Source organism: Kitasatospora sp. NPDC001683 (assembly GCF_053596495.1).
In genome coordinates this window covers 17,478-31,037 of sequence record NZ_JBSFGK010000041.1, presented here as the reverse complement: position 1 = coordinate 31,037, position 13,560 = coordinate 17,478, and the positions used below count along the sequence as shown (strand labels likewise).

Sequence of the window (13,560 nt, the reverse complement as noted above, 5' to 3'; positions counted from 1 at the left end):
ACTTCTCGAGCGAGTTCCAGGGGGGCCTCCATGTCGCAGTCGGTCGACCGCGCACTGACGCTGCTCGGCTCGCTCGGCGACGGGCCGCTCTCGCTGGAGCAGGCCGCGGGCAGCCTCGGGGTGCACAAGTCCACTGCGCTGCGGCTGCTGCGCACCCTGGAGGAGCACGGCTTCGTCCTGCGCCAGCCCGACCGGCGCTACCGGGTCGGCGGCCGGGTGCTCTCGCTGGCCCATCGCGCGCTGGAGGACTTCGACGTCCGGCAGGTGGCCGCGCCCCACCTGGCCGCGCTCAACGCCCGCTGCGGCTACACCGTCCAACTCGCCGTGCTGCACGACGGCGAGGTGCTCTACCTGGACGAGGTGGCCGGGCCGTCGGCCGCCCGACCGCCGCGGATCGGGCGGCGCGCCCCGGTGACCGGGACGGCGGTCGGGCGGGTGCTGCTCGCCGGGCTGCCGGAGGACGGCAGCCCCGAGGAGGAACTGCCGGCCGAGCTGGCGGCGGTGCGCCGCCGGGGCTGGGCGGCCGAGTCGGCCGAGCACCGGGAGCCGGTGACCTGCGTGGCCGCGCCGGTCGCGGGCAGCGGCGGGCGGACGGTCGCGGCCTGCGCGCTGAGCGCCCCGGCCAGCCAGGTGCCGCCGGCCGAACTGGCCCGGATGCTGCCGGAACTGCTCTGCACGGCCGAGGCGATCTCGCTCGCGTGCGGTGGCTCGCCTACTCCTCGCTGGTGCGAGAACCGTTGCGGTGCCAGGCCCGCGGGGCGCGCCAGCCGTACTTCAGGGCGAGCATCCGCAGCCCGAAGGCGGTGAGCGCGGCGCCGGTGCCGGTGGCGCCGGTGAGCCGGTCGGCACCGATCAGCAGGGCCACCAGGGTGGCGCCGACCAGGGCCGGGACGGCGTAGATCTCGCGGTCCCAGCGCAGCAGCGAGGGGATCTCCCCGGCCAGCACGTCCCGGATGACGCCGCCGCCGGCCGCGGTCACCATGCCGAGCGCGATCGCCGCGACCGCGCCCAGCCCGTAGTCGTGCGCCTTGGCGGTGCCGGTCACGCAGAACAGCCCGAGACCGAGGGCGTCCAGGGTCTGCACCGCGCGGTTGATCCGCTCGACCTCGGGGTGCAGGAAGAACACCACCAGGGCGGCCGCGAGCGGGGTCACGAAGTAGCCCAGGTTGGTGAAGGCGGCCACCGGCGTCGCCCCGATGACCAGGTCGCGGATCACCCCGCCGCCCAGGGCGGTGGCCTCCGCCAGCACACAGATTCCGAAGATGTCCATGTTCTTGCGGACGGCGAGCAGGCCGCCGGAGAGGGCGAAGACGAATATGCCGGCGAGGTCGAGCGACTGCTGCACGTCGGAGGGGAAGATCTGCGAGGTCACCACACAACTATGACCTGCCGCGGAACCTTCCCCTCCGCTACGTCCTCAGTCAGCGGCGTTCTCCGGACTGTGCCTATTCGTTCCCCTCGCTCCGCTCCGGACTGTGCCTATTCGTTCCCCTCGCTCCGCTCCGGACTGTGCCTATTCGTTCCCCTCGCTCCGCTCCGGGAAGTGACACGCCACCTGGTGCCCGGTCTTCAGCGCCGCCAGCGGCGGCTCCTGGGTCGCGCACACCTCCTGGGCCTTCCAGCAGCGCGTCCGGAACCGGCAGCCGCTGGGCGGGTTGATCGGCGAGGGCACGTCGCCCTTGAGCAGGATCCGCTCCCGACCGCCGCTCTGGCGCCGGCGCGGGTCCGGCACCGGGACGGCCGACATCAGGGCGTTGGTGTACGGGTGCATCGGGCTGCGGTAGAGCGAGTCGCGGTCGGCGATCTCGACGATCTTGCCCAGGTACATCACCGCCACCCGGTCCGAGACGTGCCGGACCACCGAGAGGTCGTGCGCGATGATCAGGTAGGTCAGCCCGAGCTCCTGCTGGAGGTCGTCCAGCAGGTTGACCACCTGCGCCTGGATCGAGACGTCCAGCGCCGAGACCGGCTCGTCCGCGACGATCATCTTCGGCTTGAGCGCGAGCGCCCGGGCGATGCCGATGCGCTGGCGCTGGCCGCCGGAGAACTCGTGCGGGTAGCGGTTGTAGTGCTCGGGGCTGAGGCCGCACAGCTCCAGCAGGTCCTGGACGGCCTTCTTGACGCCGCCCTCCGGCTGGACGCCCTGGAGCCGGAACGGCGCGCTGACGATGGTGCCGACGGTGTGCCGCGGGTTCAGCGAGGAGTACGGGTCCTGGAAGATCATCTGGATGTCGCGGCGCATCGGCCGCATCGCACCGGTGCCCAGGTGGCTGATGTCGGTGCCCTCGAACTCGATCTTCCCGCCGGTGGGTTCGTCGAGCCGGGTGACCAGGCGCCCCATGGTGGACTTGCCGCAGCCGGACTCGCCGACGACGCCCAGCGTCTCACCGGCGTTGACGGTGAAGTCGATGCCGTCGACGGCCCGCACCGCGCCGGTCTGGCGCCGCAGCAGTCCGCCGCGGATCGGGAAGTGCCGGGTCAGGCCGGTCACCTTCAGCAGCGGCTCGCGCTCGGGCGCGGGCGCCGGGGAAGGGATGGTGGCCCCCTGAGTGTCCGTCATCGGTTCTCTCCAGAAAGGTGGTACGGGGCCGGGCTCACAGCCGGGGCGCGATCTCTTCGGCGAAGATGCGGTGCCGCTCGTCGGCCGACAGGTGGCAGGCGGCGAGGTGCCCGGGTGTGGCCTCGGCCAGCAGCGGGAGCTCGCTGGTGGAGCGCCCGCCGGTCAGGGCGGCGTACGGGCAGCGCGGGTGGAAGGCGCAGCCGGACGGCACGTTGATCAGGCTGGGCGGGGTGCCCTTGACCGGCACGAGCCGTTCCTGCAGCTCCCGGTCCAGTCGCGGCATCGAGCCCAACAGGCCCCAGGTGTAGGGGTGTTCGGGCGCGTCGAAGAGGCTCGCGGCGGGGCCGCGCTCGACGCACTTGCCGCCGTACATGACCAGGATGTCGTCGGCGAGCTCGGCGACCACCCCGAGGTCGTGGGTGATGATGATGACGGCGGAGCCGAACTCCTCCTGGAGGTCGCGGATGAGGTCCAGGATCTGCGCCTGGACGGTGACGTCCAGGGCGGTGGTGGGCTCGTCGGCGATCAGCAGCGAGGGGTCGTTGACCAGGGCCATGGCGATCATCGCGCGCTGGCGCATGCCGCCGGAGAACTGGTGCGGGTAGTCGTCCAGCCGGCGGTCGGGCTGGGGGATGCCGACCCGGTCGAGCATCTCGATCGCCCGGGCCCGCGCCTCCTTCTTGGAGGCCTTCGGGTGGTGCACCCGGTACGCCTCGATGATCTGCGCGCCGACCGTGTAGTACGGGTGCATCGCGGTCAGCGGGTCCTGGAAGATCATCGCCAGTTCGCGGCCGCGCAGTTGGCGCACCCGGTCCGGTCCGGCCGCGATCAGGTCCTCGCCGTCGAGCAGGATCTCGCCGCTGATCCGGGCCCGCTTGGAGCGGTGCAGGCCCATGATGCCGAGCGAGGTGACGGACTTCCCGGAGCCGGACTCGCCGACGATGCCCAGGGTGCGGCCCTTGTGCAGGTCGAAGCTGACCCCGTCCACCGAGCGGACCAGGCCGTCGTCGGTGTCGAAGTGGATCCGCAGGTCGCGGACGGACAGGAACGGGTCTCCCAGCGGAGCGGGAGCGGCGTCCGCCCGGGCGGCGTCGGCCGGAGCTTCGGCAGGAGCGTCCGCCGGGGTCTTCTGGAGGTCGGTCACGAGAGCCTCACGCGGGGGTCGACGAGGGCGTACAGGAGGTCGACCACGAGGTTGCAGACGACGATGAAGAAGGCGGCGAGCAGGGTGACGCCGAGGACCTTGGGCAGGTCGTTGTCGGTGATCGCCTGGACGGCGAACTGGCCGACGCCGTTGAGCGAGAAGACCTGCTCGGTGATCAGCGCACCGCCGAGCAGCAGGCCGAGGTCCATGCCGAAGATGGTGACGATCGGGGTGAGCGCGGAGCGCAGCCCGTGCTTGACGACCACCTTGCGCTCGACCAGGCCCTTGGCCCGGGCGGTGCGGATGTAGTCCTCGCTCATCGTCTCCAGCATCCCGGCGCGGGTGAGCCGGGCGTAGAGCGCGGAGTAGAGGAAGGCCAGCGAGATCCACGGGAGGATCAGGTTGCGGGCCCACATCAGCGGGTCCTCGGTGAAGTCGACGTAGTGCAGGTTGTCCAGGATCGGCCACTCGTAGCTGAACACCGTCAGCAGCAGGGCGCCGGTGAAGAAGACCGGCAGCGAGACGCCGGCCAGGGCGACGCCCATGGAGAGCCGGTCGAAGATCGACCGCGGCTTGAGGGCGGAGATCACGCCGGTGGTGATGCCGGAGATCAGCCAGAGCACCGCCGCGCCGATGGCGAGCGAGATGGTGACCGGGATCCGGCTGGTCATCTCCGGCCAGACCTCCAGGTGGTTCTTGAAGGAGTAGCCGAAGCAGGGCACGTGGCAGGTGGCCGGTTCCGGGCCGAACTTGTACTCTGCGCCGCTGACCAGCGCCTTCAGGAAGTTCCAGTACTGGGTGTACAGCGGCTGGTCGAAGCCGAGGTTCTGCTTGACCGCCGCGATCGCCTCGGGCGACGGGTTCTTCCCGATGTACTGCGCGGCCAGCTGGTCGGTGGTCTCGCCGGCGATGCGCGGGAGCAGGAAGAAGATCGCGAAGGTGACCGCGCTGACGACCAGCAGCAGCACCGCGGCCGCGAGGATCCTGCGAACGATGTAGGCAAACACAGTTGGGCGGCTCCGGCGGCCCGCCGCCGTCCGGGATCTGCCGGACGGCGGCGGGCGCCGCTGCCTTCACCTGCCTTCAGGGATGCGGAGCCAGGCTCTTTACTTGGTGGTGCCGATGTTCAGGTAGTCGTACTCCCCCGACCAGGCCGGGTTGGACGCGAGGTTGGTGGCGCTGTCCGGGCGGTACAGGAAGACCTTGTAGTCGGTCAGCGGGACGTACACCGCGGACTCCATGACCTTCTTGTCGATGTCGGCGTAGATCTTCTCGCGGGCGGCCTTGTCCGGGTTGACGGCGGCGTCGTCGATCATCTTGTTGACGGCCGGGTCGTTCAGCTGGGCCAGGTTGCTGTTGCCGGACGGCTTGATCGCGCGGCCGTCGACGATCTGCTGCAGGAAGCCGTAGCCGGTCGGCCAGTCGGCACCCCACTGCATCATCATCAGACCGATGTTGTGGTCCTGGGTGAACTGCGGCGCGCCGGCCGAGTCGGTCAGGTACTTGCCCTGCGGGAACTGCTGGATCTCGACGTTGATGCCGACGTTCTTCAGCTGCGCCTGGATCTGGGTGGCCGCGGCGACCTCGGTCGCGCGCTCGGTGCGGGCGGTCAGGACGGTGCTGAAGCCGCCGTCCTTGCCGCAGGCCTTCAGCGAGTCCTTGGCCTTGGCCTGGTCGCCCTTGTTGCCCGGGGTCTCGTACAGGTTGAAGTCCTGGTGGCCCGGGATGTCCGGCGGGAGCACGGTGTTGGCCACCTGGCCGCGGATCGGGCCGCCGAGCGCGGTCTGCACCGCGACCTTGTCGATCGCGTACTGGACGGCCTTGCGGCAGTCGATGTTGTCGAACGGCGCGACCTTGGTGTTGATCGCCATGTAGACCAGGCGGCCGCCGTAGGCGTTGTCGGTCTTGGCCTTGAGCTTCGGGTCGCGCAGGATCTGCGCCTGGGTCTGCGGGTCGACGCCGCCGCCCACCAGGTCGACCTGGGCGTTGCCGGCCAGCAGGTCCTTGTCGATGGTGGCCTGGTCGATGTTCATCTTGAGCACGATCTTGTCCGACAGCTGCTTGCGGATCGGATCGGTGCTCTTGTCCCAGTTGGTGTTCGGCACCAGGACGGCCTGCTTGCCGTCCTCGTAGGTCTCGAACTTGTAGGTGCCGGAGGACACGATGTGCTTCACGTAGTCGGCACCGGTGTCCTTGGCCTGCGGGACCGGCGCGGTCTGCGGGGCGCTGACCAGGTAGTCGAAGTCGGCGAAGGGGTGCTGCAGGTGGAAGACGATCGTGGTGTCGTCCGGGGTCTCGATCGACTTCAGGTCGCCGGTCTTGTCCTTGTACGGACCCTGGTACGGCGTCGGGTTGTCGACCAGCAGGTCGTGGAAGTACGTCGGGCCGTTGGAGTTCACCTCGGGCGCGTAGTTCGAGCGCTCCACGGCGTACTTGACGTCCTTGGAGGTGATCGGGGTGCCGTCGTCGTACTTCAGGCCGGCGCGCAGCTTGTACGTCCAGGTCAGGCCGTCCGCGCTGGGCTGGCCCATCGACTCGGCGAGGTCCGGGACCAGCTTGTTGCCGTCCGCGCCGGCGGCCGGGTTGAAGGTGGTCAGCGGACGGGCGTACAGGCGCGAGAAGTTGTAGATGTACGCGTAGTAGGTGTTGCCCGGGTCGAGCGAGTCCGGGGTGCCCTTCATCTCGAAGGTGACCGTCCCGCCCTTCTTGTCCGAGGCGTTGACGATCTGCTTGGTGGCCGCGTCGGCACCACCGCCGCTCGCGTCGTTGGAGCCGGCCGAGGAGGAGGACGAGCCGCTGCCGCTCTTCGAGCTGGACGAGCAGCCGGTGATGACCAGGACCGCGGCGGCGGCCGCGGCGGTCAACGCGACGGTACGGGACCTACGCATGGGTGGGATCAACCCCTTGAGGTGTGGAGGAGGGAGGGTACTGACTCAGGATCGGTCGCTCTTGGGTCAGTTGCTCTTGGGATCGAGGGCGTCACGCAGCCCGTCGCCGAGCAGGTTGAACGCGAGCACGGTGATGAAGATCGCCAGGCCGGGGACCACCATGTACTGGGGGTCCACCTGGTAGTAGTTCTTCGCGTCGGCGAGCATGCCGCCCCAGGAGGACTGCGGGGGCTGGATGCCGACGCCGAGGAAGCTCAGACCGGCCTCGAAGAGGATGTTGGTCGGGATCAGCAGCGTCGAGTAGACCAGGATCGGGCCGACCAGGTTCGGCAGCAGTTCCTTGAACAGGATGAAGGGGCCGCGGGCGCCGAGGCTGCGGGCCGCGTGGACGAACTCCCGCTCGCGCAGCGAGAGGGTCTGTCCGCGCACGATCCGGCCCATGTAGGGCCAGTTGAAGAAGCCGATCACGAAGATCAGCACCAGGATGTGCAGCGGGAGGCCGTGCAGGCCGAACGCGCCGCCCTGGAGCGAGGCGGAGATCGCGATGGCGAACAGCAGCAGCGGGAACGCCAGGAAGACGTCCATCAGCCGGCTGATCAGGGTGTCCACCCAGCCGCCGTAGTAGCCGGCCATCACGCCGAGCACGGTGCCGAGGGTGTTGGACAGCACGGTCGCGCCGAAGGCGACCAGCAGGGAGACCCAGGAGCCGTCGATCACGCGGGCGAGCAGGTCACGGCCCTGCAGCGGGTCGACGCCGAGCGGGTGGTCCCCGCTCATCCCGCCCCAGTCGCCGAGCGGGATTCCACCGAGGTCGGCGTCCAGCAGGTCGGTGTTCGACGCGTCGGGGTCGAGCCCGAACACGGACTCGATCGGCCCGGCCAGGACGGCCAGGAGGATCAGCAGGATCACCACGATGCCGCCGGCGACGGCGGCCTTGTCCCGCTTGAAGCGGGTCCAGGCGATCCGACCGAGGGAGCGGCCCTCGATCGTCTTGGCCGGGCTCGGGGAGGCGGGCGCCTCGGGTTCGTTCCCGGCGGTTGTCATGGGTGCGGTCATGGTCAGTTGGTCCCCTCGCCGACGGTGGCCGGCCCACGGGTGCCGGGCGCCGGTTCGGCGGTACGGCTGCGGACGTGCGGAGGTGCTAGGAGCTGGTGTTCGCGGCAGTACGTCGTGCACGGGGTACTGCCTCCACGCGGGATGGGCGTCGCATGGATCGAGCGGTCGGCGTGCGCGTTCACCTTCGTGGGGTTTCCAGTACGCGCGATGCGTTGCGCAGAACTCTCTGTCATCCGAACTGGCTTGCGCCAGCCCTGACAACCGACAGATGCCCAACTGTGATCTGCCCGCATGCACCTTCCCGCCGTTTGGCATATCCCTCTTCACACGGCTGTAACTGCCATGTCAAGATGTGCCGGTGCCAAGGCCGGAAAATTCGTCCCGAAAGCACCGAAGCCGACCTGATCAGGGATCAAGTCGGCTTCTTGCCCGAGGCTTTCACAACAACGGGTTCGGCAATCAGCGGCCCGGGTATCCGGGCCACGGCCGCTGGGGCTGCTGAGGTTGCCGGCCCCAACCCGGCGCCGGCGGCTGGGTGCCGTAGGCATAGCCCGGCATCGACTGCCCGGGGATCGGCTGCCCCGGCATCGACTGCCCCGGGTACGGCGGCGGCACCGGCGGGTACGGGCCGGTCGGCGGGCGACCGGCCTCCCGGTCGAAGAACGGCCGCGCGTTGGCGCGCATCCACAGCGCCACCGGGTCGTACTCGTCCGACATCGCCACCGTGGACACCGCGAGCCCCTCCGGGGCCACCGCGATCGCCCGCTGCATCAGCGCCCGCACCGCCTCCACCGCCGGCGGCGAACTCTCGTACAGGTCCAGGCCGATCGCCAGGTACGGCTCCCCCACCGACGGCTGCACCCAGGCCCGGCGCAGCGCCCGGACCGCGCGCACCTCGCCCGCCTGCCGCTCCAGCAGCGCGAAGAACTGCTGGGCGTTCACCTGCGGCTCGCTCAGCTTCAAGGGGCCGGCCGGCAGCCGGTCCAGGCCCGCGGCGATCCGCCGCAGGTCCGCCCACGGCACCCCGACCCCGCCGCCCGGCGCGTGCGGGTTGAGCCACAGGCCCCAGCGGGTGCGGTACAGCGAGGCGGCAATCTCCCGCCCGGAGATGACCTCGTGGGCCCGGGCCCAGCCGGAGGCCGTCAACTGCTCGGGCGAGGTGACGGCCGGCGCGTAGCCGTGGCCGCTGATCTCCATGTTCCCGTACTGGGCGTCCGGACTGCCCGGGCTGCCGTGCCACAGCAGCATCCAGACCTGGCCCTCGGCCAGCGCGTGCAGCAGTCGCTCGTACGCGTCCCAGCGCTCCGGCGCGACCTCGCGCAGGGCCTGCTCCAACGCGCCCGGATCCGCGCCCGGGCGCCCGGCCGGTGCCTGGCCCCAGGGCCCCGGCGCCCCGCCCGCTCCCGTTACCGCACTCATGCGCCCACCTCGCCGCGCCTCTTTCCTGAACCCGCCGGCCCGTCAGCCGCCTGCACGCACCCTATGGCGCGGCACCGGCCACCGCCACGGCGACGTGCCTACGAAGGATCCCCGCTCACGCCCGCGTGTGGAAGGGCATGACCTGGGTCAGCAGCCACTCGACCACCGGGTCGTCGGCGAGGTCGAGCAGCACGAGGTGGACGCCACCCGGCAGCGGCGCGGTTCCCAGCGCCCGCCCGAGCGCCTCGTTCACCGCACCCGGGTCGGCCGGGGCCACCGGGTCCAGCTGGACGCCCACGAACATCACGGTCGGCTCGCCCTCGATGCTGGCCAGCGCCCGGCGCGCGGTCAACACCCCCGGCAGGGCCGACAGTTCGGCCCGGCAGGCGGCCAGGAAGTGCTCCGGGTCCTCACCCGGCACCGGCTCGCGCAGCGCCACCCGGCCGCCGGTCGGCGCGTCCGGCTGCTGCTCCCAGCGGTCGTCCCGCGGCCCGCGGCGCAGCTCCGCCACGCCCTGCGGCGGCACCGGGATGCCCACCGCCGCCTCCGGGTTGACCGCGATGCCCACGCCCAGCGGCAGCCCGCGGGCGAACTCCCAGGCCGGGGCGATCGCGAAGGCCATCCCCGGCGCCTGTTGCAGGAACACCTCCTGCGATGAGAACACCGGTACGTAGGGGGCCCCCGCCAGCTCGACGGTCGGCAGGTCCAGCGACTGCCCGTTCGGGTCGCCCCCGGCCGGCAGCGGGATCCACACCTGGCTGCGGGCCAGCACCTCGATCACCCGCGGGGTCGCCCCCGGGTCGCCCAGCGCGGCCGTCAGCACCTGCTCCAGCTCGTTCGCCGGCCACGCACCGCCCGACGGCGCCGACTCCGGCCCGCCCCACCCCTGCTGCTGCTCCACCGGGTACCCCATGCGCGCCTGAACCGCCCTCTGCCGGTCGGCCGCCCACTGCTGTGCCGACGGGCAGATTCTAGGGCTCGGCTTCGAACGCACGTCGTGTGACCGGGTCCGCCGCACCGTGTGACCGGGTCCCCCCTCCCCTCCTCCGCGCGGACGTGCCATGATGTGCGCGTCCGACGGCATGCGCCGCGGGCCCCCACAACTCCACACCGGCCGCTCGAACCCGCGCGGGAGAGCCCGGAGTGCCCCTCAGGGGGCACAGCCGGCGCCGAAGGAGCAAGTCCTCCCCGGAATCTCTCAGGCCCCCCTACCGCGCGGGTTAGGCACATCTGGAAAGCGGCGCACGGCCCTGTCGCGCGCCCACCCACGGTGCAAGCCGCCATGCTGTCCCGCAAGCTGGAAACAGCTTCGGGCAGGTGGGCGGTGAAGCTCTCAGGTTCGACGACAGATGGGGAGACCCACGCCGCCGCATGCCCGCGCGCAGGGTCGGTCCCGAGCGGGTCCGGTTCCGGCGCGCGCACCCCTGAGTGCCCCGACCGAGGAGTTCCTGGCCATGTCGTCCCTCCGCCTCACCGCGCTCGACGCGCTGCACCGCGCCCTCGGCGCGACCATGACCGACTTCGCCGGCTGGGACATGCCGCTGCGCTACGGCAGCGAGCGCGAGGAGCACCTCGCCGTCCGCACCAAGGCCGGCCTGTTCGACCTCTCGCACATGGGCGAGATCACCGTCACCGGCCCGCAGGCCGGCGAGATGCTGGACCACGCGCTGGTCGGCTTCGTCTCCGCGCTCGGCGTGCTGCGCGCCCGCTACACCATGATCTGCGCCGAGGACGGCGGCATCCTGGACGACCTGATCGTCTACCGCCTGCGCGAGGACGCCTTCCTGGTGGTCGCCAACGCCTCCAACGCCCAGCTGGTGCTGGACGAGCTGATCGCCCGCGCCAAGGGCTTCGACGCCGTCGTCACCGACGACCGCGACACCTACGCGCTGATCGCCGTCCAGGGCCCGGAGGCCACCGGCATCCTGGCGGAGACCACCGACGCCGACCTGCCCGGCCTGAAGTACTACGCGATCCTCCCGGCCAAGGTGGCCGGCAAGGACGTGCTGCTGGCCCGCACCGGCTACACCGGCGAGGACGGCTTCGAGATCTTCTGCCACCCGGTCGACGCCGAGCCGATCTGGCAGGCGCTGACCGCCGCCGGCGAGGGCCACGGCCTGGTCCCGTGCGGCCTGTCCTGCCGCGACACGCTGCGCCTGGAGGCGGGCATGCCGCTGTACGGGCACGAGCTGTCCACCGACCTGACCCCGTTCGACGCCGGCCTGGGCCGGGTCGTCCGCTTCGACAAGACCACCAACGAGGGCGCCTTCGTCGGCCGCAAGGCGCTGGAGCAGGCCGCCGCCGCGGCCGAGAGCAACCCGCCGAAGGTGCTGGTCGGCCTGGTCTCCGAGGGCAAGCGCGTGCCGCGCGCCGAGTACACGGTGGTCTCCACCGACGGCGCCCCGATCGGCCGGATCACCTCGGGCGCGCCGTCCCCGACCCTGGGCAAGCCGATCGCGATGGCCTACGTGGACGCGGCCCACGCCGCGCCCGGCACCACCGTCGCGGTGGACGTGCGCGGCAAGCACGAGCCCGTTCAGGTCGTCGCGCTGCCGTTCTACAAGCGCGCCCGCTGAGGCCGTCGCAGCCCCCTCGATTTCCCATACACGCACGTCGGAGCCGTCCGTGCGGCGGCCCGCTGCGTCGTACCCGCTTCCCATCCTGGAGAATGACGCCATGAGCAACCCCCAGCACCTGCAGTACACCAAGGAGCACGAGTGGCTGACCGCCGCCGTGGACGGCATTTCCACGGTCGGCATCACCAAGCACGCCGCCGATGCCCTCGGTGACATCGTCTACGTGCAGCTGCCCGAGGTCGGCGACACCGTGACCGCCGGCGAGACCTGCGGCGAGCTGGAGTCGACCAAGTCGGTCAGCGACCTGTACTCCCCGGTGACCGGCGAGGTCACCGAGGTCAACCAGGACGTCCTGGACGACAACGGCCTGGTCAACAGCGCCCCCTTCGAGGCCGGCTGGCTGTTCAAGGTCCGGGTCGAGTCGACCGACGAGCTGCTCAGCGCCGACGAGTACGACGCGCTCACCCACGCCGGCTGACCAGCCCGGCACCGGGCGGGCCGCGCGCACGCCGGCCCGCCCCCACCGTCCCTCAGCTCTCCTCCTCCCGGGAAGACCCCACCATGACGGTTCTCAACCAGTCCCTGCACGCCCTCGACCCGGAGATCGCCGCCGCGGTCGACGCCGAGCTGCACCGCCAGCAGACCACCCTGGAGATGATCGCCTCCGAGAACTTCGCCCCGGTGGCGGTCATGGAGGCCCAGGGCTCGGTGCTCACCAACAAGTACGCCGAGGGCTACCCCGGCCGCCGCTACTACGGCGGTTGCGAGCACGTCGACGTGGTCGAGCAGATCGCGATCGACCGCATCAAGGCCCTGTTCGGCGCCGAGCACGCCAACGTCCAGCCGCACTCCGGCGCGCAGGCCAACGCCGCCGCGATGTTCGCGCTGATCCAGCCGGGCGACACCATCCTGGGCCTGAACCTGGCCCACGGCGGTCACCTGACCCACGGCATGAAGATCAACTTCTCCGGCAAGCTCTACAACGTGGTCGCGTACCACGTCGACGAGAAGACCGGCCAGGTCGACATGGCCGAGGTCGAGCGCCTGGCCAAGGAGCACCAGCCGAAGCTGATCATCGCCGGCTGGTCCGCCTACCCGCGCCAGCTGGACTTCGCCGAGTTCCGCCGGGTCGCCGACGAGGTCGGCGCGCTGCTCATGGTGGACATGGCGCACTTCGCCGGCCTGGTGGCGGCGGGCCTGCACCCGAACCCGGTGCCGTACGCGGACGTGGTCACCACCACCACCCACAAGACCCTGGGCGGCCCGCGCGGTGGCGTCATCCTGTCCAAGGCCGAGTACGCCAAGAAGATCAACTCCGCGGTCTTCCCCGGCCAGCAGGGCGGCCCGCTGGAGCACGTGATCGCGGGCAAGGCCGTCGCCTTCAAGGTCGCCGCCTCGGAGGAGTTCAAGGAGCGCCAGCAGCGCACCCTCGAGGGCGCCCGGATCCTCGCCGAGCGCCTGCTGCAGGCCGACGTCGCCGAAGCCGGCGCCTCCGTGCTGTCCGGCGGCACCGACGTCCACCTGGTCCTGGTCGACCTGCGCAACAGCCAGCTCGACGGCCAGCAGGCCGAGGACCGGCTGCACGAGGTCGGCATCACCGTCAACCGCAACGCCATCCCGAACGACCCGCGCCCGCCGATGGTCACCTCCGGCCTGCGCATCGGCACCCCGGCCCTGGCCACCCGCGGCTTCCAGGCCGAGGACTTCCGCGAGGTCGCCGACATCATCGCCGAGGCGCTCAAGCCCGCCTTCGACGAGACCGTCGCCGCCGCCCTGAAGGCCCGGGTCACCGCCCTGGCCGAGAAGTACCCGCTCTACCCCAACCTGGCCGGCCAGGAGTGATCCCGTTCGGGATGAGGTGACCGGCCTCACCCCGCCGGTGCACCTGGGACCCCGGGGCACCGCGCACACTGGACA

At 71.2% G+C, this 13,560-nt stretch carries 12 protein-coding genes and 1 riboswitch; of the genes, 4 read left to right on the top strand and 8 right to left on the bottom strand.

Going from position 1 to position 13,560, the window contains the following annotated elements:
• The first annotated feature begins 30 nt into the window (after positions 1 to 30).
• Positions 31 to 807, top strand: a complete 777-nt coding sequence (locus ACWCYO_RS22230) for an IclR family transcriptional regulator (protein ID WP_270143873.1) — start codon at positions 31 to 33, stop codon at positions 805 to 807.
• Here ACWCYO_RS22230 and ACWCYO_RS22225 read toward each other — a convergent pair.
• The 8 genes from ACWCYO_RS22225 to ACWCYO_RS22190 all read right to left on the bottom strand — a co-directional run bounded on the left by ACWCYO_RS22225 (position 713) and on the right by ACWCYO_RS22190 (position 9,980).
• On the bottom strand, positions 713 to 1,372 hold the full coding sequence (locus ACWCYO_RS22225) for a trimeric intracellular cation channel family protein (protein WP_270143875.1): 660 nt from the start codon (positions 1,370 to 1,372) through the stop codon (positions 713 to 715). The two genes, ACWCYO_RS22230 and ACWCYO_RS22225, sit on opposite strands and share 95 nt — an antisense overlap.
• Positions 1,373 to 1,513: 141 nt before the next feature.
• Positions 1,514 to 2,560, bottom strand: a complete 1,047-nt coding sequence (locus tag ACWCYO_RS22220; protein WP_270143877.1) for an ABC transporter ATP-binding protein — start codon at positions 2,558 to 2,560, stop codon at positions 1,514 to 1,516.
• Between the two features lie 34 nt (positions 2,561 to 2,594).
• A complete protein-coding gene (locus ACWCYO_RS22215) occupies positions 2,595 to 3,704 on the bottom strand; it encodes an ABC transporter ATP-binding protein (protein ID WP_405000643.1) in 1,110 nt (369 codons plus the stop codon).
• A complete protein-coding gene (locus ACWCYO_RS22210; protein ID WP_270143879.1) occupies positions 3,701 to 4,711 on the bottom strand; it encodes an ABC transporter permease in 1,011 nt (336 codons plus the stop codon). Before ACWCYO_RS22210 ends, ACWCYO_RS22215 begins: the two co-directional genes overlap by 4 nt.
• A 99-nt stretch (positions 4,712 to 4,810) precedes the next feature.
• The gene (locus ACWCYO_RS22205) at positions 4,811 to 6,592 is read right to left on the bottom strand and encodes an ABC transporter substrate-binding protein (protein WP_270143881.1); all 1,782 of its coding nucleotides are present in this window, start codon (positions 6,590 to 6,592) and stop codon (positions 4,811 to 4,813) included.
• A 66-nt stretch (positions 6,593 to 6,658) separates the two neighbouring features.
• Entirely contained in the window at positions 6,659 to 7,648 is a 990-nt protein-coding gene (locus ACWCYO_RS22200; RefSeq protein WP_270143882.1) for an ABC transporter permease, read from the bottom strand.
• A 459-nt stretch (positions 7,649 to 8,107) separates the two neighbouring features.
• Complete coding sequence (locus ACWCYO_RS22195) at positions 8,108 to 9,067, bottom strand: enhanced serine sensitivity protein SseB C-terminal domain-containing protein (RefSeq protein WP_270143884.1); 960 nt, start codon at positions 9,065 to 9,067, stop codon at positions 8,108 to 8,110.
• A 115-nt stretch (positions 9,068 to 9,182) separates the two neighbouring features.
• The gene (locus ACWCYO_RS22190; protein WP_270143886.1) at positions 9,183 to 9,980 is read right to left on the bottom strand and encodes an enhanced serine sensitivity protein SseB C-terminal domain-containing protein; all 798 of its coding nucleotides are present in this window, start codon (positions 9,978 to 9,980) and stop codon (positions 9,183 to 9,185) included.
• A gap of 206 nt (positions 9,981 to 10,186) precedes the next feature.
• A riboswitch (glycine riboswitch) is annotated at positions 10,187 to 10,291 on the top strand.
• Between the two features lie 230 nt (positions 10,292 to 10,521).
• On the opposite strand from ACWCYO_RS22190, the gene gcvT reads away from it, so the two are divergent.
• The 3 genes from gcvT to glyA all read left to right on the top strand — a co-directional run bounded on the left by gcvT (position 10,522) and on the right by glyA (position 13,485).
• The gene (gcvT, locus tag ACWCYO_RS22185) at positions 10,522 to 11,643 is read left to right on the top strand and encodes a glycine cleavage system aminomethyltransferase GcvT (RefSeq protein ID WP_270143888.1); all 1,122 of its coding nucleotides are present in this window, start codon (positions 10,522 to 10,524) and stop codon (positions 11,641 to 11,643) included.
• A 100-nt stretch (positions 11,644 to 11,743) separates the two neighbouring features.
• Entirely contained in the window at positions 11,744 to 12,121 is a 378-nt protein-coding gene (gcvH, locus tag ACWCYO_RS22180) for a glycine cleavage system protein GcvH (RefSeq protein WP_270143890.1), read from the top strand.
• 83 nt (positions 12,122 to 12,204) lie between these two features.
• Positions 12,205 to 13,485, top strand: a complete 1,281-nt coding sequence (glyA, locus tag ACWCYO_RS22175) for a serine hydroxymethyltransferase (RefSeq protein ID WP_270143892.1) — start codon at positions 12,205 to 12,207, stop codon at positions 13,483 to 13,485.
• Positions 13,486 to 13,560 lie beyond the last annotated feature (75 nt).